Here is a 21,605-nt window from a genome sequence, read left to right as displayed (position 1 = left end):
TTCGAACACTATAAATTTTTAAAATATGGAAACCCAAAAACAAAAAAAGTCCTTCGGACAATGGATCAAAACCTCGATTACCGTGCGTATGCTCATGGTAGGAATACTAATCCTAACATTACTAATCCCGTTATCTTATATTAAAAACCTGATACGGGAGCGCGCCTATAGACAAGAATCTGTGGTTAAAGAAATCAATCAAAAATGGGGTAATGAAGTACTGCTTTATGGCCCGGTGCTTAAAATTCCTTATCAGATTCATTCCATTAAGAAAACCTGGGATGACAAAACCAAATCTTATTCTGAAGAAGATCAAATCACCATAAACCATGCGTTTTTCTTCCCAAACACCTTGGACATTAAAACTAATATAGAATCTGAAACCTTGGGAAGAAGTATTTATGAGTCGGTAGTTTATACCGCCAATATGAATATCAAAGGGTCCTTTATTCGGCCAAACTTTGAAATAAAAGATATTGCCGAAGAAGATATTTTATGGAATAAAGCCACCATAATCATCAATTCTACCAATTTAAAAGGAATACGAAGTAATTTGGAGTTAAAAATTGGTAAGGATAGTTATGGTTTACAATCAAGATACAAACAAAATTCTTATACCAATACTTTAGAAACTGATTTTCTAAAGGACTACTCCTTACCCAAAGAAACTCCTATTGATTTTAGTATGGATCTTATTATCAACGGAAGTGAACAATTACGTTTTATTCCTGTAGGCAAAGAAACCAACGTTTCTATGACCTCAAATTGGGCATCACCAAGTTTTAATGGCAATTATTTACCCGACACCAAAACCAAAGAAATAACCGAAAGTGGTTTCAAAGCCCATTGGAAGGTACTACAAATTAATAGAGAATTTGAGCAAGAATTCTTTGGTGTACTTCCAGAAATAGAAAACTCTGCTTTTGGAGTAAAATTATTAATCCCTGTCGATGAATATCAAAAAAGCGAAAGAGCAAGTAAGTATGGTTATTTGGTGATTGCACTTACCTTTTTGGTATTCTTTTTAATACAAACCATAAGTAGAATTCATATTCATCCGTTTCAATATTTGATGATTGGTTTGGCCTTAACCATGTTCTACACTTTGCTTATTTCGATATCAGAACATTCAAGCTTTTTATCTGCCTATATCATTGCAGGAATTTCGGTAGTTCTACTAATCTCGCTGTATTCGAAAGCAATTTTAAAGAGTTTAAAATTCATGGGGTTTGTAGCGGCTTCTCTGGCTACGCTGTACGCATTTATCTTTGTAATTATTCAGCTAGAAAATTATGCGCTATTGGTAGGTAGTATAGGGTTATTTGTAATCTTGGGAACTATCATGATGATTTCTCGAAAAATCGATTGGAAAAACGACTAAGTTGATTTGAAATACATAAAAGTCATACTTCATATTTTTGAGGTGTGACTTTTTTATCTACTTTTAGTCTTTAAAATCAATTTAATGAAAAAAAATATTCGTTTATCTTTACTAGCTGCAGTAATCGTTGGCCTGGTTTCCTGTAAAAATGGAACCAAAAACGAAGAGATCCTAACCAAAGAGATTACCTTTACCAAAGAAGGCGAACTTTCTTTGTTTGATCTTCAGGATTCTATTCCAAAAACTATTACCACATTAGATATCGAAATTGCAGATGACGAGTATCAAATTCAAACGGGTTTGATGTATCGCCAGTCTATGCAAAATAATCAAGGAATGTTGTTCACCTTTCCAGATGAAGCTCCCCGCTCATTTTACATGAAAAACACAGAGTTTGCCCTCGATATTATTTTTATAGATTCGCAAAACAAAGTGGTAAGCATCCAAAAAAACGCACAACCCCTTAACGAGTCTTCTCTTCCTTCTGAAGGTCCTGCGCAATACGTTCTAGAAGTTAATGCAAATCTTACCGATAGTTGGAATCTTAAAAAAGGGGATTCTATTTCTTTTACTAAGATGTAAACTTTTATAAATTACAATAAAAAAATCCGTTGCAGATAGCAACGGATTTTTTTATGTATTACCTCTAAAAAAGATTATTTCTTTTCTTCAGTATCTTTTTCTTTAGTCTTTAATCCCACTTTACGTACCGTATCGTGCATAATTGGAGTTGCGATAAATAACGATGAATAGGTACCTATCAACACCCCTATAATTAAAGAGAACATAAATCCTCTAAGAGGTACTGCAAATATAAATATTGCCACAAGTACCAATAAGGTTGTTAGCGATGTATTCAAGGTACGGCTTAACGTACTGTTCAATGCACCATTTACATTTTTATCCAACGGCCAGGTTGTATGTTCGTTAAAGAATTCCCTGATTCTATCAAACACAACCACGGTATCATTCAGAGAGTATCCAATTACGGTAAGGATCGCTGCGATAAACGCCTGATCGATCTCCATATTGAATGGCATGAATTTCCACGTAAGTGAGAACACACCTAATACAACCAATACATCGTGGAATACTGCCGCAACAGCACCCAAACTAAATTGCCATCTTCTAAATCGTAATAGGATATATAGGAACACTACTATTAAAGACCCCAAAACAGACCAGAAAGCAGCTTGTTTAATATCGTCTGCAATGGTAGGCCCTACCTTCATAGATCTCATAATTCCTACTTGCTTATCCTCATCTCCATTCGAAAATTCGTCATAAGTTAAACCATCTGTCAAATAAGGTTTTAATGCCTCGAATAACTTGTTAGAAATTTCTGCATCTACCTCTTCTCCAGTTTCATTTACTTTATATTTTGTAGTAATCTTTAATTGGTTTTTGGCACCCAAAGTTTTTGCTTGTGCGCTTTCAAAAACAGCAACAAGATCTTTCTCTACAGCTGTTGGCACTACATCTTTTGCAAATCGCACAGTATAGGATCTTCCTCCAACAAAATCAACTCCATAATCAAGGTTATTTGTAAATAAAGATCCAACACCAGCAAGAATAATGATTCCCGAGATAACGTACGCCATTTTACGCTTCTTCAAGAAATTGATATTTACATTCTTAAATAGATTTTTGGTAACCGGAGTTGAGAAAGCAAGTTCCTTTCCATTTTTACCATAACCATCGATAAACAATCTTGTAACAAAAATTGCGGTAAATAATGAAGTTAAAATACCGATTAATAAGGTTGTTGCGAAACCTTTAATTGGTCCTGTACCTATTACTAATAATATAAGTCCCGTAAGACCCGTAGTAATATTGGCATCAAGAATAGATGATAACGCATTATTGAAACCATCTTTTATGGCATCTACTTGTGATTTACCTCTTGCAAGTTCTTCCCTAATTCTTTCAAAGATTAACACGTTTGCATCGACCGACATACCAATCGTTAATACAATACCCGCAATACCAGGTAATGTTAACACTGCTTTTAATCCAGCTAAAACACCAAAAATAAATAAGATGTTTACGACCAAGGCAACATCGGCAAAAGCACCGGCTTTACCATAATAGAAGATCATCCATATCAGGATTAATACCAACGCAATAGCGAAAGACATAACACCACTATCTATGGCCTCTTGTCCTAGAGATGGTCCTACAACTTCACTTTGAATGATATCCGCAGAAGCTGGTAATTTACCTGCTCGTAGTACGTTTGCTAAATCTTTTCCTTCTTCAACAGAAAAGTCTCCAGAGATCTCACTTCTACCTCCACTAATTTTTCCTTTGGAAACACCAGGCGCAGAGTACACAATGTTATCTAGTACAATAGCGATTTGACTTCTTTGGTTAAAAGCGCGCTCGGTCATTTCTTCCCATTTCTTGGCACCTTTACCATCCATCTGCATAGAAACTACAACATTATTGGTTTGATCATACGTCTGAGAAGCATCCGTAATAACACCACCACTTAATTCTGGCTCGTTATCTCTATTTCCTTTAAGCGCATAAAAATCAATAATCTCTGCATCTTTCTTTCCTTTGCTCCAAGCAAACTTAACATATCTAAGATTTTGTGGAAGCAATGCTCTAATATCTGCTCTTCTGAAAAATGCTCCTAATTGCGCCGTATCCTTTACGTTAGCAGAAAACAATGCTCCAGGAACCAATGGGAAATTGATTAAATCATTAATAGGATTTACCTGAGCCTCGGTAACTGTAGAATCTTCTGCATCCTCTAGTAAATTCTCGATTGCAGCATCCTCTGAAGTTTGAGTAGTATCTACTTGAGCAGAATCAAGTACTTTCTCTGCTTCTTCTACTTCTCCATCATCTTTTTTAGTATCAGCCTCAAGTTCTTGTCTTAACTTTAAATTGGCTGCATTAATAAAACCACCCAATTCCTGTGATGTTTCAACATCCCAGAATTCAAGTTGAGCGGTACTTTGAAGTAACTTTTTAACCCTTTCAACATCTTTTGCCCCTGGTAATTCTACCAAGATTCTTCCAGATTCTCCTAAACGCTGAATATTAGGTTGTGTAACTCCAAATTTATCGATACGCTTACGTAATACTTCGAATGCCGAAGTTACAGACTCATCTATTTTTCTTCTTAGAATCGGCTTAACCTCATCATTGGTCATATCATAAATGATATCATCGCTCAAGTTCTTATTTGCGAAAATATCTGGCGAAGCTAGTTTTGCATCCGGAATTTTTTCGAATTCTATAAAAAAGTCTTCAATATAAGTATTCTGGCTATTTTTCTGAACCTCATCTGTAGCTAGCAGTGCCTGGTTAAAAGATGGGTCTTTCGATTTATTAGCCAAACCTCTTAAAATATCTTTTACAGAGATTTGAAGAATCACATTAATCCCCCCTTCAAGGTCAAGACCTTTATTTAATTCTTTGTTCTTTGCATAGTTATAAGTGATTCCAGCAAAGATTTCTTCTTTACCTATTGAATCCAAATAATCACGCTCTGCAGTTTCTCTTAATTTCGAGTAATCTTCTACAGTTTCTGGGTACTTCTGTTGTGCGTAAGCCTCTGCTTCGTTTTCTTTTGTATAGGTGAAATACGTATATGATAATTGGTACACACATACCAATCCAAATAAAATCGCAAATATCCTAACAAGTCCTTTGTTTTGCATTATTTATTTATTTTGGTCAAACCCATTAAATCATGGATTCGACAATTACATTTAGTTATTGATTTATATACTTGAGTCTTATCTCAAATTGAAATAAGCGTTATTAAAGTAAAATGACATGAAAATTCTGGAATTCTTTAAAAAAGACAAATTCCAAATTAAGAAATAGGTCCTGCTCTTACTTCTGGAATTTCATATGAAGAATTATCGAAAGCTATAATTGTAGTGGCATTTACTTTTTGTGCCACTTTTACAAGCCCGTTAATTTTATGATCGTATGTTACGCAAACAACATTAAATGTATTATCAATTGAATACCCTTCACGTTCTTGCCTTACTTCAACAATATACTTATCATTAAAATCAGAACCAAAGTCTAAGCCTTTCTGAATTTCATAAACATCAAAGTTAAAGTCCTTTGAATCTTTGTCGTCTGAAGATTTATTATTACCATTATTGTTTTGATCAAAAACGATATAATCAAGCGCTACATTTTGATCTTCAAATAATATTCTTTTTATACTCTCTACATCAGCATCACTATAATAAGCAATCTTGAGTTTTCCGCTTTTCTTGTCTTTTGATATTCTTGTATACTCAACTCCAACAGATTTCAATTGTTTTTTAACAACTGCAATCACATTTTGAGCCTCCTCAGAAGTTGGTTCAACACTAATAAACTCTAGGACAATTTCTTGATTAGGCACCACGGCTTGCTGCCGCATTACGACGAGCATCGTAAAGGCAGTAATTAAAATTCCGAAATACCATTTTTTACTCATGCGGCAAATATAAAAAAATTACGATTGCATTTCTAAGGTCTACCTATAAATATCCATAACACTATATTTAAGAAGTCTATAACTTATTAAATAAGAATAAATTGTAAACACCTTAAAAAAACAGGAAACCAAATAAAAAGCTGCCCAGAAAGCAGCTTTTTTATAAACCTTAATATGTTAGAAAGGCAATTACAGTTCTAACAATCCATTTGTTTTCTTAACACCTTCGGCACTTTCTGTTAACTTAGCTTTTTCGGCATCACTTAGTTCTATTTCAACAATTTTTTCGATACCGTTTCTACCCAATACCACAGGAGTACCGATACAGATATCATTTAACCCGTACTCTCCTTCTAAAAAGGTAGAACATGGGAAAATTTTCTTTTGATCACAGGCTATTGCTTGTACAAGACCTGATACTGCTGCACCAGGCGCATACCACGCTGAAGTTCCCAGTAATTTTGTAAGTGTTGCACCTCCTACTTTGGTATCTGCTGCAACTTGCTCTAATCTTTCATCAGAAATAAACTCTGAAACTGGCACACTATTTCTGGTGGCTAATCTGGTTAATGGCACCATTCCCTTATCACTATGTCCACCGATTACCATTCCATCAACATCAGAAATTGGAGCTCCTAAAGCTTCAGCCAATCTATATTTAAAACGTGCGCTATCCAACGCTCCACCCATACCAATGATTCGATTTTTCGGCAAGTCTGTTGTTTTGTGCACTAAATATGTCATTGTATCCATAGGATTACTTACCACAATAATAATTGCATTTGGAGAGTGTTCTATTAAACTAGAAGATACTGTTTTAACAATTCCTGCATTTATACCTATCAATTCTTCACGAGTCATTCCCGGTTTACGTGGAATACCAGAGGTTATCACAGCAATATCACTACCTGCAGTTTTAGAATAATCTCCTGTAGTTCCTGTAATTTTGGTATCAAACCCATTTAAAGAAGCCGTTTGCATAAGGTCCATCGCTTTTCCTTCTGCATACCCCTCTTTGATATCTAACAATACTACTTCTGAAGCAAAATTCTTAATGGCGATATATTCGGCACAACTCGCACCCACCGCACCAGCTCCTACTACTGTAACTTTCATTATATTTCTTTTGATTATAGTTAAACTTATTTGCCCTGCGAAAATACAAATTCTTAAAGGAATTCGTTAAGAAATAGCGTGTTAATTCAGCCTCAAATTTAAGTGTTAAAAAAAGTATAAAACAATTTTATTTTTAGCCTCTCATCTTTTCACTATATTAACAAAATAAATTTAAGTAACACATCCTAAATTATGAGAAAAAACTATTTCGCTATTTTCTTTGCAATGGTGACTTTTTTGACCTACTCGCAAAGGAACGCAAATCAAACTCTTGATTTCGACTCCAAGGTTCAAGATTTAATTATTGTACCATTTAACGGTATTGCTGCTATATCAGACAATACCACCATGCATGGTTACAATCCAGAAGATGGAAAGACTTTATGGTCTGTCCCCATCCCAAAAACAAGCGCCACTTCAATGGGTGCAAATTTGGCAACAGACGCATTGGCAAATGGACTCACACCTAACTCTTTATTAGGGCTTAATGCCAAAGCAAATGGTGCAGATTTTTCTGTAATACCAGACACCCCGTTCTTACAAAAGTTTTTTGATAATAGATTATATGTTATTAATAGCTTTAATGGTGATATGATTTTTGAACCCAAAGAATCTAATGTATTTTTCTTTCAAGCTGAATATCTTTTTGATGAAGACGCACTCTTGATTAGAGGTATGGAACAAAAAAAGTTAATCATTGCAAAATATGATATTAAATCAAAAGAATACATTTGGAAAACCACAGTTTCAGAAAAATTTGGATCGGTTTTAACCAAGTTAACCGCAATAATCGGTAAAAATCCGACAGCTGGAAAAGACGAAATGGTTTATACCAAAGACAAAGTTTTTTTATTAGCCAAAGGTAAATTTTATGCTCTTGATAAAAAAACCGGTAAGTTACTTTGGAACGCAGAAGATGAAGACACAGATTATAATAGTTTCTTTTCTAGTTTGGATGGTCAAAATGTATTATTGACACAAGCCGTAGGCTTATTTAAAGGGAAAGAAATACTTGATTTACGAAATGCTAATGACGGCATCCCTATTTGGAAAGACCCGATTAAAACAAAATTTTTGGTTCTTTTTGAAGACTGGCAAGATAAAATGCTATTAGCCCATTACAAAGGGTTTAATTTCTACGATTACAAAACCGGAGAAAAAGTCTGGAAAAAAGACCCTAAAGGAAAAGGAATAAAATCGGTAATCCCAATTGACAAGGATTTTCTTTATGTGTATGACGATGAGATGATGCTTTTGGATAAAGAAGGACAAAAAAAGTGGAAAAAAGATGTAAAAATCTGTGATGACGAGGAAGATCCCATTTTCTTTCTTGAAAAAACAAATAATGGCAAAATACTATACGTTACAGCGACCTATGCCAATCTAGTAGATTACACTACAGGTAAAAAGCTATGGAAAGGGAATCTAAAACTAAATGAAAAACGTCCAACTTTTGCAAAGTTTAATGACAAAACAGGAGATTTCGTTATTTATAATGACGAAGAACTCTATAAGTTCAACGAAAACTCTACAGAAAAACCAAAACCATACGCCAAACTCAAATTGAAAAATGAAAAACTCATTACCAGCATGGAACTATTCGGGGATAACGTTTCTATTACAGGTCAGAGTGAAGTTGTAGGAGTAGATAATTCTGGTAATGTAACATTTCACAATAAATATGTACAACCGGGCGAACTAGGACGGAGACTAGGAAAATCTGCATTAATGCTAGGACGATTTGCAGCAGCGGCCGCTACAACAACAGTAACAACATCAGTAACCTATAGAGACGCCAACGGTAATACCGTTACACAAACATCAGGCCCTCAAGCTGTTTTTGGAGAAAGAGCGAAGGCTATTGGTGAAGCTGGATATATGGGCGGAACTTTCTCTCAACAATTCGTACAAGATCGCTACCATGCTTTACAGGAAACCGACAAATACGCTATTATTTTTGCTAAAGGTGATAATGGAGAAAGATTACTTATTAAAGTAAATAAACAAACCGGTAAAGAAGTAGATAAAATTATTGTAGAAAGTACAAAACCTGTATATGATTACGACACTGTATCAGAAGATCTATACTACAGTAAAGGAAACAAAGTAATGATCTTTAAAGCCGAATAATTTTTAAAAGTTGCTATATAAAAAAGCCATCCTATTTGAAGTGCCCCCAAAAAGTTAGACACTATTTGGGGGTATTTTTATATAGCAACTTTTCTTATTACCAGCCAAAAGCAAGTCCTAATGAAAGGTTACTAAAATTCTGTAAAGTGTAGTCCAAATTGGCCTTAAAAATACCATACTGAACTCTACCTCCAATTGTGGCTTTAACTCCGTTTGTTTTTGTTCTTACGCTTATTGGATCTACTACAACATCTGAAGCAAAAGGGCCACTTTGAATTTGATAAGTACCCAACAAATCAGCATCGTTTGATCCAAAATAGTATCCAAGCCCTGCATAAAAATTAAAAACCGGAAACTTTGTAGATGCAATACCTGTAAGCAACCATGAATTTGAATTTAATCTCACTTCTTGGTCAGTGCCTGGTACTCCTGTAGTCGCATTAAGGTCGTAAAACCCCTTAACATTGGTATACCCTAACAAAGCTGATACTTTAACCGGCCATCTTTTTGCCGGATACACCCAATCGGTAAACTCGTGTTGAAAAGCAACCCCATACAATTGTATTTCGGCATCTTCTACTGCTTTAATTCTAGGCAAAAAACGAAGTTTTATCTCTGTACTCTTAATTAAACCCATTGACCCCTGAACAAAGCCTCCTGGCAAAGAATTTATCACAGAACTCCCGATTCCATCTGGTAAAACCACTTCTAATTGCGAAGCTTGCCCTTCATTAATAATAACAGATAAGTTATCTGAATTGTTTCCAAGTGCGGTTGCTGTAAACTGACTAAAACTTCCATCAGGCAAAGACAGATTTGTATATTCTGCTGTTCTTAATAGAAAGGATTGTTTATCATTACGAACAAATGAAAGATTCCCCACAATACCTACTTCAAAATGCCATAGCTTTTTTACTTTAGCTGTAGTATACCAACCGTTTGACATATTGTTTATTAAAGCCTGGCCCGCCGAGGCAAAATAATCTTCACTAAATCGTTGGGCATTCTCAACCCCTATTTCTAGAATTTGGTCAATATCGGTCTGCGAAAAGCCAAAACAACCAAAAAATAAGGCCAATAGCAATGTATGTTTTTTCATTAGGTTTGGGTTTTATTGGGAAATGCAATATAAAAAAAATCCGTTATACCAAGTATATAACGGATTTTGATTCTAGTTCTTATATAACAATTTATGCATCAATATTTGCGTATACCGCATTCTTTTCAATAAATTCTCTACGCGGCGGAACCTCATCCCCCATTAACATTGAAAATATGCGATCTGCTTCAGTAAGATTATCGATACTCACTTGACGCAAAGTTCTATACTCTGGATTCATAGTAGTATCCCAAAGCTGTTCTGCATTCATCTCTCCAAGACCTTTATATCGCTGAATTTTCGAGTTTTCTCCAAATTCTTTTACAATTTGATCTCGTTGATCATCATTCCATGCATACTGTTTCTTGGCACCTTTTTTAACCAAATAAAGTGGTGGTGCTGCAATATATACGTGACCATTTTCTATCAATTCCTTCATATAACGGAAGAAGAACGTAAGAATCAAAGTAGAAATATGGCTACCATCGACATCCGCATCACACATGATTACAATTTTATGATATCGCAATTTTGAAATATTTAATGCTTTACTATCTTCTTCGGTACCTATAGTTACACCAAGCGCCGTAAAAATGTTTTTGATTTCTTCATTTTCAAAAACCTTATGATGCATGGCTTTTTCTACATTCAGAATTTTTCCACGAAGTGGAAGAATTGCCTGAAACATTCGATCACGTCCTTGTTTTGCTGTCCCCCCTGCCGAATCTCCTTCGACAAGGAACACTTCGCATAATGCAGGATCTTGTTCTGAACAATCAGAGAGCTTCCCAGGAAGTCCTCCGATACTCATCACGGTTTTACGCTGTACCATCTCACGGGCTTTCTTGGCTGCATGACGTGCCTGAGCTGCCAGGATTACCTTTTCTACAATCATTTTGGCATCAGCTGGATTTTCTTCAAGGTAGTTTTCCAACATTTCAGAAACTGCTTGAGAAACTGCAGATGTCACCTCGCGGTTACCCAGCTTGGTTTTTGTTTGCCCCTCGAACTGAGGTTCTGCAACTTTTACAGAAACAATTGCGGTCAATCCTTCTCTAAAATCATCTCCTGCTATCTCAAACTTCAGCTTATCCAACATTCCTGAAGAATCTGCATACTTCTTTAATGTATTGGTGAGCCCTCTTCTGAAACCAGAAAGATGTGTACCTCCCTCATGGGTATTGATATTATTTACATAAGAATGAAGGTTTTCTGCATACGAATCATTATAGATCATTGCAACTTCTACGGGAATGTCGTTTTTCTCCCCTTCCATAGAAATAACGGCTCCAATAAGAGGATTACGACTGGCATCCAAGAATCTAACAAATTCACTCAATCCTTCTTCAGAATGAAATGTTTCAGCAACGTACTTACCATCATCATCTTTGTGACGCATATCGGTAAGTGTAATTGTGATTCCTTTATTAAGGTATGCCAACTCTCGCATACGACTAGCCAGCGTATCATAATTATATTCTGTTGTTTGCTGAAAAATAGTAGTATCAGGCTTAAAGGTCACTATTGTACCTCTAAAATCTGTATCTCCAGTAGATTTTACTGGGTATAATGGCTTACCTCTTTCATACTCTTGTTCCCAGACCTTACCATCCCTATGTACATAAGCATGTAAATGATCAGACAATGCATTTACACAGGATACCCCTACCCCGTGCAAACCTCCGGATACTTTATAAGAGTCTTTATCAAATTTTCCTCCAGCACCAATTTTGGTCATAACCACTTCTAATGCCGAAACTCCTTCTTTTTTATGAATTTCTACAGGAATACCACGACCATTATCCTTGGTGGTGATCGAGTTATCCTCATTAATAGTTACTTCAATAGTATCACAGTGCCCTGCAAGAGCTTCATCAATCGAATTATCGACAACTTCATATACCAAATGGTGCAATCCTCTTACTCCTACATCTCCAATATACATGGATGGACGCATTCTCACATGCTCCATTCCCTCTAATGCCTGAATACTATCGGCAGAATAATTACTTTTCTTTTTTTCTTCGCTCATAAACCAGCTTTATTTTATGATAATTTTGGTCAACGAACAAAGATAAAAAAACAGCAAAAGGATAAAAGGATTTTATCAAAGATGATTTAAAGAGTTATCAACAATTAGTTAAGATTAATACCAGAAAAAGAAAAAATGCTCTTAAAAACGATAAAAACACCCTTAAACGAGTTTTATAAAAATTTTAATATTTTCAATTATTCATTCTTTAATCTCCACAAAAACATAAAATTTGAAACGTTTTATGGCGCAAAAAAAAGAATCATACTACTCAATTTTTATATCTCCAGATTAAATTTTCTTAGGGCTTTTAATTCTTTTTTGGCTTTCAATTCATCTTCAAGAAAAACGCTTACTAGACAGACTCTTACGAATACTCAGAGCTTAACATGAATTAACACTTTTTAAAATAGTTTTAACATAGCAATTTGTAATAACATCAAAGACCTATTAGTTATCACGCTTGTTAAAAATACACAAACAAACTCTAATTTTTAATTCAAAAATGAAAACAAAAAATCTAATTAATTTAGTAAAGGTAACAGCATTAGGCTTAGGGCTGTTTATCACATCATGTTCAAACGAGAATTTTGAAGAACTTCCACCAGAAACTTCAGAAACACCAGAACTTATAGAAAAATACTTTAGAGGAGGACTGGTAGAGGTTGAAGATCTTAAAAATGGAATGTTTAAATGGGGAGATATTTATTTCACCGAAGAACAGTTGCAGGACGAAAAAACCGATTTTGGGCCGGTAGAACCTGGTAGCGGAATAGATGCCAAATTAGGTCTTGCTTCAGGAGTAAGGAAATGGCCAAACAACACTATAATCTATGTTCTTGATAATAGTTTAACCAGTAACCAAAGACAGGTTACTTTTGACTCTATGGAGGAGTGGACTTCAAAAACCAATATAAAATTTAAAGAAAGAACCAGCGAAAACTACTATGTAACGATAAGGAATAGTGGTCGTCAATGTAATTGTGCTTCTGCAAGTTTAGGTGTTCAAGGAACAAGAGGAACTATTAATATGGGGGTTAGAACTGGAATTGGAGTGATGACTCATGAAATCGGACATACTTTAGGTTATTTACACGAACAAAACCGTAGTGACAGAAATCAATATGTTCAAATTTTTCCTGAAAACATTCAGGATGGTGCTATAAGTCAGTTTAGAGTAGATAACAATTCGGTAAATCCCGGAACATTTGATGTAGAATCTATTATGATATACAGTAGTTTCACATTCAGTAAAAATGGTCAGCCTGTAATGCTAGAATTAGACGGTAGTCGTATCCCTTTTAGAAGTAGATTATCTGCTGGTGATATTGCAGGAACTAATCAACTTTATCCTGCCGGAGACGGCGGCGGCGGCGGAGGCGGCGGAACTGATATCTGCGCCGGAGTTGAAGAATGGGTACGAGGAAGACAATATAATGTAGGTGACAAAGTTACTTACCAAGGATTTTTATACGAAAGAGATTTTACAAGATGGAATCGAATTGGTGAATGTGAAACTACCACACCAACACCTGCAGATATTTGTGAAGGAATAGCAGCATATAGCAGAAACAGAAGTTATAGCCCTGGAGACCAGGTTACGTATGCTGGATATTTATTTGAATTACAGAATAACAGAAGATGGTCTAATCTGGGACGTTGCGGAAGCTAGGCAACACCATTCTAATACAAACAAAAACCCCTAAGAAATTCTTAGGGGTTTTTTAAAAAAATCTCAATTAAAACTCAACTCTCAGCTAATACAATAAACTAGTTTCTTAATTATAAAACTTAAAATAAATTATTAATATGCTTCTTCATGAACATTGGCAACTGCTCTACCACTTGGGTCGTTCATGTTTTTAAAAGCTTCATCCCATTCTAAGGCAATTTTCGTGCTACACGCCACTGAAGGTTCCTGCGGAACACTAAGTGCAGCGGCATCGCTTGGAAAATGACCTTCAAAAATTGAACGATAATAAAATTCTTCTTTATTCTGTGGTGTTTGTATTGGAAATCTAAAATGGGCATTTTCCATTTGTTCATCAGAAACTTCTTGTTCTACCACATCTTTTAAAGTGTCGATCCAACTATATCCAACTCCATCAGAAAATTGCTCTTTCTGTCTCCAAGCCACACTCTCGGGCAAATAAGATTCAAAAGCCTTACGAATAACCCATTTCTCCATCCTCTCGCCGTTAATCATTTTATCTTGAGGATTAATACGCATCGCTACATCCATAAACTCTTTGTCCAAAAACGGTACCCTACCTTCAATTCCCCATGCCGCAAGTGATTTATTAGCTCTTAAACAATCGTACATATGCAATTTACCAAGCTTACGAACGGTTTCATCATGAAACTCTTGTGCATTTGGTGCTTTATGAAAGTACAAGTATCCTCCAAAAATTTCATCCGCTCCTTCTCCAGATAGTACCATTTTCACTCCCATAGATTTAATAACCCTTGCCATTAAGTACATAGGGGTCGAAGCCCTAATGGTTGTAATATCATAGGTTTCCAGATTATATATCACATCTTTTATAGCATCCAAACCTTCTTGAATCGTAAATTTTATCTCGTGATGGACTGTTCCTATATGATCTGCCACTTTTTGTGCTGCAGCCAAATCGGGAGACCCCTCTAATCCAACGGAAAAGGAATGTAATGTTGGCCACCAAGCCGTATCAGCATCATCAGACTCTACTCTTTTATCTGCATATTTTTTCGCAATAGCAGAAGTAACAGATGAATCCAAACCACCAGATAACAACACTCCGTAAGGCACATCAGACATCAATTGTCTGTGCACTGCAGCTTCCAAAGCCTCACGAACCTCATCGATACTCGTCTGGTTCTCTTTTACCGCTTCATATTCAGACCAATCTCTTACATACCACTTTTTAAGTTCTCCCTCCTTACCATACAAATAATGGCCAGGAGAAAACAATTCGATTTTGGAACAAACTCCTTCTAGACCTTTTAATTCTGAAGCAACATAAAAAGTTCCATTTTGATCCCAACCCATATATAATGGTATAATTCCCATATGATCTCGAGCTATGAGATACGTATTCTTTTCTACATCATATAAAGCAAAAGCAAAAATACCGTTCAATTCATCAATAAAATCTGGGCCTTTCTCTTGGTACAATGCTAAAATCACTTCGCAGTCTGAATCTGTTTGGAAGTTATATTTCCCTTCAAATTGTTTGCGTAATTCTCTATGATTATAAATTTCTCCATTAGCCGCCAAAATCAATTTCTTATCCTCACTGAACAGAGGTTGTTTTCCGGAAACTGGATCTACAATTGCCAATCTTTCATGAGCCAATATTGCATTACTATCTGAATATATACCACTCCAATCCGGACCTCTATGACGAATTTTCTTTGACATTTCCAACAATTGGGGCCTTAAAACTTCTGAATCCTGCTTCAAATCAAAAGCACAAACAATTCCACACATAATTCTTCTTTTTCTATTAATTGTGAGTTCAAATATCACTTTAGAGTTACAAAATAAAAACAATTACAATAGAAAAGGTTTCATATTGAAACAATAAATAAAAAAAACATATTCAATAGTAACTCAAAACAAACCATTACGCTATAAACACTATCAATCTGTTATTTGGAATATTTAACAGAATTTATAGAGGCGATTAACATTTAGTTGTAAGTTCACCTATATCTTTACGTCTGTTAAAGAAATAAATTCACCATTATGAAAAAATCACTCTTACTAATTGCCATTATGTTAATGGGAACTTTAAGTACTGTAAATGCGCAGAAATTTGCAGGACTACAAAAAAGCCCAACCGATATTTCTTATGCGAAAGCAGATAGGGGCTCTAAACCAGAAATAAAAGTTGTTTACAGCAGGCCACAAAAAAAAGGACGTAAAATATTTGGCGGTCTAGAAAAGTATGGTAAAGTATGGAGAACCGGAGCGGACGAAGCAACCGAAATCAAATTCTTTCAAGATGTAAAGATGGGAGATAAAACTATCAAAGCCGGAACTTATTCATTATTTACTATTCCTGGAGAAAAGGAATGGACAATAATTATAAATTCTGATCTTGATAGTTGGGGAGCCTATTCCTATGAAGAAGGAAAAGACGTCGCAAGAATAAACGTCCCGGTAGCTTCAGGAGAAGAATTAGAGGTGTTCTCTATCGCCTTCAAAAAAGTAGACAAAGGATATCATATGGTAATGGGATGGGATACTACCCGTGTAGAAGTTCCATTTTATATGTGATCCTTTAGTTTTAGTATTTAGAACAAAAAAGAGAAAGCTTGGCAAATTACCAAGCTTTCTCTTTTTTAATTTTAACTATTATTATTTTATGCCCCTAAAATAATATGATTGTGATTATCCTAAAAAGATAAGGATAATAGAATTCTTCACTTATTACCTATGGATCGCATGCCCTGACGCTCCTGGTAATTCTCTTAGAAAATCCATTACAATTCTAAAAGTTAATCTAAATTTTGTGTAAAATAGCCCCATATACTTATAATTAAATTATTATTAAACAAATATAGCATCATAATAATATGAATTCAACATTTTATTTACATTTTAGATATAATCCGAGATTTTATCGATAACCTACACACATATCTAATTATGTGATAATTAGCCCCTAATAAGATTGTCTTTTTTTACAAGGAAAATGGGGTAATTTCCCCAAATATAATACTATTTCAATTCATTCTTTGAATGCAAACATTATCGTATCAATCAAAGTTTTTAATTAAAATTTTTTACCTATGAATTGCGTTACTGCAAGCAGATGGTAACTGCTTTAAAAAAGACTTTAGTGCTTTAATATCAATTGTCAAAATACCGTAAAATAATTTCATAATCACTTCATTTTTAATTTGTTACACAAAGATAACACCTGCTAAAGATGTTATTAAAAAAATTAACACTCCCAAAAGAAAATTTTAGATATATGATATTCAAATCTCGACAAAACACGAAAACTACTCAAAAACCTGTTAAATTTTAGAGAAAATACCTACGTAAAAAAGTAGCTTTTTGGGGGTTTTTTCCCCTAATTTCCATTGGTGTTTTTTGTAATTACGTTTTAAAAGAATATTTTTTTTCCTCTATATTTCCAAAATCCCCTTGTCTTCCCTTTTTAACCAAACTTTGAAATAATAAAAAAGAGACCATACCACACTATTTTGGGGACAGTCTCTTTTTTAATTTTTAAACGTAATTATTCTAGGTTTTCTAAATAAATATCCTATTAATTACGCATAGCGTTACCTGAAGCACCAGGAAGATCTTTTATAAATCCTATCAAAGATTTACAACCTAACCAGATACTAGTAAAAAATTTATTCATTTCTAAATTTGATTAAAAAGTTAATTCAATCGTTTCTAAATATAATCAATAACTCTCAAAAAGTAAAGAATTAGTTCGATATAATTTATACTTTTTGACAAAGCACTTATTAAATAAGACGACTCTGTCTTTTAAATAAAAAACCTACATTGTAGTGAAGTTTTTTCTTACAAAAAAAGACCGCCTAATGGGCAATCCAATATTTTTATTATCTGCGCATTGCATAACGAGAACCTGATGGTAACTCATTGATAAAACTAACTACAGTTTTAAAATTTAATCCAAAAATTGTGTAAAATTGTTTCATAGCTTCTTGATTTCAAATTACTTAATTCAAATTTATGAACTAAAAAAATACGTTTTACAAAAATGTTAAGGTAAAAATTAACATTTCGATACAAACCAATTAAACGAGGACCAAAAGCATGGTTAAATCTTAAAAAAATCAAAAAAAGTAAGATTTTTCTTTCTTTAATAATTTTTTCAAGGGGGATTTTTCCCCTGATATTATGGTTTTACCGTAAGCAGCTAAACTTCAATTACTTGTATTTTTTTTTGGAAAAGTCAGAAAACCGTACTCTATCTAAGTCTTCTTATGGAATATTTAGGTATTTATGAGTTTGAAGAGAAACCCGCCATTTTGGGTTATTCATTACATAATCGACAATTAACGGCACCACTTTGTCTCTAACACTCCATTCTGGCTGGAGATACAATATACAATCTTTAGAAACTTTGCTTGCTTGTTCTTCTGCGAACGCAAAATCACTCTTATTATAAACGATGCATTTTAATTCATCGGCAACTTCATAAATTTCTTCCTTAGGTAATTTTACTTTTTTTGGTGAAAGACAAATCCAATCCCAATGACCTGTTAATGGATAGGCACCAGATGTTTCTATATGGGTTTGAGCCCCTTTATCTTTAAGCCCTTTTGTAAGCATAGTCATATCCCAAGTAAGTGGCTCCCCTCCTGTAACCACAACAACTTGGCTATATTTCACAGCATTATTTATGATTTCTTCGGTAGCCGTAGGTGGATGTAAATTGGCATTCCAACTTTCTTTTACATCACACCAATGACACCCAACATCACACCCACCTATTCTGACAAAATAAGCAGCAGTTCCTTTATGATACCCTTCTCCTTGAATGGTATAAAATTCTTCCATTAAAGGAAGCATCTCTCCGGCATCAACCAATTTTTGTACACTCTCTTGCATAAGGGCGCAAAGGTAATCAATATTACCTTACAAAGGTAGGAATACCCTATCTCGTTTAATTCAAAAAGCTCCCTAAACAATTAGATTATTGCATCCACGACAAAGTATACTTTATCATTGCTTCACGGCAATACACTCTATCTCAATTTTTGCCCTTACTGCTAATCCTTTTGCCGCAAAAGTAGTGCGAGCTGGTTTCTGAGGAAAATAGGTTTTATATATCGCATTAAATGCCGAAAAGTCATCTATATCAGATAAAATAACAGTGCATTTTACAACATCTTTCATTTGCATATCATGATGTTCTAATACCGATTTAATGTTTTCTAATGTTTGTGTTGTTTCCGCTTTAATTCCACCCGGCACCAGTTTTCTTGTATTGTGATCCATACCAACTTGACCTGATAAAAAAAACAAATTGCCTACCTGAACAGCGTCAGAAAAAGGAGCTTCTGATTTCTTTGGCTCATGTGTTTTATGAAAGATTGCTCGAGAGGACTCTGTATTACAACTTCCCAATACTAAAACCGTACACAGAAAAGTGATTACATTTTTCATACAAAATGATACTATAATTTGTTATTACCTAGTTACTATACATTAAAAATAGCTTATAATTTCAATAGAAAACTTAAGATTCCTATTTTTATCAAAAATTAATTCAACTATGAGTGACAATCAAGCATTTTTTGATCATATAAATGAAGGCTATAAAACCAAAGGTGATTTCATTACTATGGGTGCTGCCATGCTTAATGGGGAGACAATTACCAATGCACATGTAAAAGTGCCTTTGAAGACTTTGAATAGACATGGATTAATTGCTGGTGCAACAGGTACAGGTAAAACCAAAACCCTTCAAGTAATCGCCGAAAACCTAAGTGATAAAGGAATCCCTGTATTGTTAATGGATATTAAAGGAGATTTAAGTGGTATTGCTGCGGCGAGCCCAGGTCATCCGAAAATTGATGAACGTCATGAAAAAATCGGAATCCCTTTTGAGGCAAAGGATTTCCCTGTTGAAATATTATCCCTTTCAGAACAAGATGGTGTTAGATTGAGAGCAACCGTAAGCGAATTTGGCCCTGTTCTACTTTCAAGAATTCTTGATGTAACCGAAACACAAGCAGGAATTATTTCGATTATCTTTAAGTATTGCGATGACAACAAATTACCACTTTTGGATTTAAAAGATCTTAAAAAAGTACTTCAATTTGCGACGCAAGAAGGTAAAAAAGAATTAGAAAAAGATTATGGACGCATATCTACAGCGTCTACAGGATCTATTCTTCGAAAAATAGTTGAACTAGAACAACAAGGAGCCGATCTCTTTTTTGGAGAAAAGTCTTTTGATGTTCAAGACCTGTGCCGTATCGATGAGAACGGACGTGGAGTAATCAATATTATTAGATTAACAGATATTCAGGATAAACCAAAACTGTTTTCAACATTTATGTTGAGTCTTCTTGCCGAAATTTATGGCACTTTTCCAGAACAAGGTGATAGTGGACGACCAGAGTTAATAATATTTCTTGATGAAGCTCATTTGATTTTTAAGCAGGCTTCTAATGCATTAATGGATCAAATTGAAAGTATTGTTAAGCTTATTCGTTCCAAAGGAGTTGGGTTATACTTTGTAACTCAAAATCCAACCGATGTTCCTGATGGAGTTTTAGGTCAGCTTGGTCTAAAAGTACAACATGCGCTTAGAGCTTTTACCGCCAAGGATCGAAAAGCGATAAAACTTACTGCAGAAAATTATCCTATTTCTGAATACTACGACACCAAAGAAATACTCACTTCATTGGGAATTGGAGAAGCATTGGTATCAGCATTAGACGAAAAAGGACGCCCTACGCCTCTAGCAGCTACAATGTTGAGAGCGCCAATGAGTAGAATGGATATACTAACTCCCGATGAGTTAAAAAGCTTATTGAAAAAGTCCAAACTTTCATCAAAATATAATGAAGAGATCGATGAAGAAAGCGCTTACGAACTTTTAAATGAAAAAATTGAAAAAGCCCAAGCCGAAGAAGCCAAAGCTGCGGCCAAAAAAGAAAGAGAGAAATTAAAGAAAACCTCATCAAGTTCTCGATCCAGAAGTAGAAGAACAAGTACCACCGAAAAGGCAGTTATAAAAGTACTTACAAGCGCTACCTTTATTCGTGGTGCATTAGGAGTGCTTAATAAGTTATTGAAATAATTTACGTTTACTAGAAAACACAAATTATTTAAACTATGAATATTAGACTATTTTCTTTATTGATTCTAGCGATGCTTATTTTAAGCTGCCAAAAAGAAGAAAAACAAGACCCATTCGAGATTTCCAATAACCGAATTGGATTGCTTACCAATGAGATTACTGTAAAACAGTTGGATTCAATCTTTGCCACCGATTCCATTGTCAAAAGAATTGCCAGAGGCCAGTCATTAAGAAATGTAAATGAAATTGAGATTTTTGAAAAAGGAGGAAGTAAATTATTGGTTTTGGAAGCTAGACAGAAATCGGCCCCTTCGGCTACCATTCAAAATATACAAATTATCGATCCGAGATATAAAACAGGGTTAGGTGTATCCTCCTCCAGTAATTTTAAAGATATCAAAGACAACTATTCTATTTCAAAAATTAATAATACATTAAGTACCGCTGTAATTTTTGTAGATAGCATCCAGGCGTATTTTACTATAGATAAGAAAGAATTGCCTCAGAAATTTCAATTTAACACCGATACTAAAATTGAAATTTCAGATATTCCTGATACCGCAAAAATTAAGCATTTCTGGATTCATTGGGACGAACAATAATTT

The 21,605-nt window shown here is 34.7% G+C and carries 15 protein-coding genes; 7 read left to right on the top strand and 8 right to left on the bottom strand.

The genetic code is table 11. From position 1 onward, the window contains the following. The first annotated feature begins 25 nt into the window (after nucleotides 1–25). A complete protein-coding gene (gene creD / locus U6A24_RS15115; RefSeq protein WP_324180832.1) occupies nucleotides 26–1,381 on the top strand; it encodes a cell envelope integrity protein CreD in 1,356 nt (451 codons plus the stop codon). Nucleotides 1,382–1,465: 84 nt separating this feature from the next. Continuing rightward, entirely contained in the window at nucleotides 1,466–1,963 is a 498-nt protein-coding gene (locus U6A24_RS15110; protein ID WP_324180831.1) for a DUF192 domain-containing protein, read from the top strand. 74 nt (nucleotides 1,964–2,037) lie between these two features. Here the strand turns inward: U6A24_RS15110 and secDF are convergent, their stop codons facing one another. The 3 genes from secDF to mdh form a co-directional block, all read right to left on the bottom strand. Then, the gene (gene secDF, locus U6A24_RS15105; RefSeq protein ID WP_324180830.1) at nucleotides 2,038–5,055 is read right to left on the bottom strand and encodes a protein translocase subunit SecDF; all 3,018 of its coding nucleotides are present in this window, start codon (nucleotides 5,053–5,055) and stop codon (nucleotides 2,038–2,040) included. Between the two features lie 158 nt (nucleotides 5,056–5,213). Next, nucleotides 5,214–5,837, bottom strand: a complete 624-nt coding sequence (locus U6A24_RS15100; protein ID WP_324180829.1) for a hypothetical protein — start codon at nucleotides 5,835–5,837, stop codon at nucleotides 5,214–5,216. 189 nt (nucleotides 5,838–6,026) lie between these two features. Then, a complete protein-coding gene (gene mdh / locus U6A24_RS15095; RefSeq protein WP_324180828.1) occupies nucleotides 6,027–6,953 on the bottom strand; it encodes a malate dehydrogenase in 927 nt (308 codons plus the stop codon). A 192-nt stretch (nucleotides 6,954–7,145) separates the two neighbouring features. Between mdh and U6A24_RS15090 the strand changes: the two genes are divergently transcribed. After that, nucleotides 7,146–9,083 (top strand): outer membrane protein assembly factor BamB family protein, encoded by a 1,938-nt coding sequence (locus U6A24_RS15090; protein WP_324180827.1) that lies wholly within the window; start codon nucleotides 7,146–7,148, stop codon nucleotides 9,081–9,083. 97 nt (nucleotides 9,084–9,180) lie between these two features. Here U6A24_RS15090 and U6A24_RS15085 read toward each other — a convergent pair whose 3' ends face one another. Both U6A24_RS15085 and gyrB read right to left on the bottom strand, forming a co-directional pair. Next, nucleotides 9,181–10,182 (bottom strand): DUF6588 family protein, encoded by a 1,002-nt coding sequence (locus U6A24_RS15085; RefSeq protein WP_324180826.1) that lies wholly within the window; start codon nucleotides 10,180–10,182, stop codon nucleotides 9,181–9,183. Between the two features lie 91 nt (nucleotides 10,183–10,273). After that, nucleotides 10,274–12,214, bottom strand: coding sequence for a DNA topoisomerase (ATP-hydrolyzing) subunit B (gene gyrB / locus U6A24_RS15080; RefSeq protein WP_324180825.1), 1,941 nt, complete (start codon nucleotides 12,212–12,214; stop codon nucleotides 10,274–10,276). Between the two features lie 505 nt (nucleotides 12,215–12,719). Here gyrB and U6A24_RS15075 point away from each other — a divergent pair. Continuing rightward, complete coding sequence (locus U6A24_RS15075; protein ID WP_324180824.1) at nucleotides 12,720–13,886, top strand: M12 family metallopeptidase; 1,167 nt, start codon at nucleotides 12,720–12,722, stop codon at nucleotides 13,884–13,886. Between the two features lie 132 nt (nucleotides 13,887–14,018). Here the strand turns inward: U6A24_RS15075 and asnB are convergent, their stop codons facing one another. Further along, nucleotides 14,019–15,683, bottom strand: a complete 1,665-nt coding sequence (gene asnB / locus U6A24_RS15070; protein WP_324180823.1) for an asparagine synthase B — start codon at nucleotides 15,681–15,683, stop codon at nucleotides 14,019–14,021. Nucleotides 15,684–15,941: 258 nt separating this feature from the next. Here asnB and U6A24_RS15065 point away from each other — a divergent pair, with 258 nt between their 5' ends. After that, nucleotides 15,942–16,475 (top strand): DUF2911 domain-containing protein, encoded by a 534-nt coding sequence (locus tag U6A24_RS15065; RefSeq protein WP_324180822.1) that lies wholly within the window; start codon nucleotides 15,942–15,944, stop codon nucleotides 16,473–16,475. Between the two features lie 1,692 nt (nucleotides 16,476–18,167). On the opposite strand, the gene U6A24_RS15060 is transcribed toward U6A24_RS15065, so the two are convergent. Both U6A24_RS15060 and U6A24_RS15055 read right to left on the bottom strand, forming a co-directional pair. Next, nucleotides 18,168–18,797, bottom strand: coding sequence for a 7-carboxy-7-deazaguanine synthase QueE (locus U6A24_RS15060; protein WP_324180821.1), 630 nt, complete (start codon nucleotides 18,795–18,797; stop codon nucleotides 18,168–18,170). 114 nt (nucleotides 18,798–18,911) lie between these two features. Further along, nucleotides 18,912–19,355, bottom strand: coding sequence for a RidA family protein (locus U6A24_RS15055; RefSeq protein WP_324180820.1), 444 nt, complete (start codon nucleotides 19,353–19,355; stop codon nucleotides 18,912–18,914). A 109-nt stretch (nucleotides 19,356–19,464) separates the two neighbouring features. Between U6A24_RS15055 and U6A24_RS15050 the strand changes: the two genes are divergently transcribed. Together U6A24_RS15050 and U6A24_RS15045 are read left to right on the top strand one after the other, a co-directional pair. Next, nucleotides 19,465–21,000: a helicase HerA-like domain-containing protein gene (locus tag U6A24_RS15050; protein ID WP_324180819.1), complete on the top strand. Its 1,536-nt coding sequence runs from the start codon at nucleotides 19,465–19,467 to the stop codon at nucleotides 20,998–21,000. A gap of 35 nt (nucleotides 21,001–21,035) precedes the next feature. Continuing rightward, entirely contained in the window at nucleotides 21,036–21,602 is a 567-nt protein-coding gene (locus U6A24_RS15045; protein WP_324180818.1) for a hypothetical protein, read from the top strand. Nucleotides 21,603–21,605: the final 3 nt, after the last annotated feature.

This window comes from Aquimarina gracilis (assembly GCF_035285365.1).
GTDB lineage: Bacteria > Bacteroidota > Bacteroidia > Flavobacteriales > Flavobacteriaceae > Aquimarina > Aquimarina gracilis.
The sequence above is the reverse complement of the archived record's forward strand: the minus strand, read 5'-3'. Positions and strand labels throughout refer to the sequence as shown.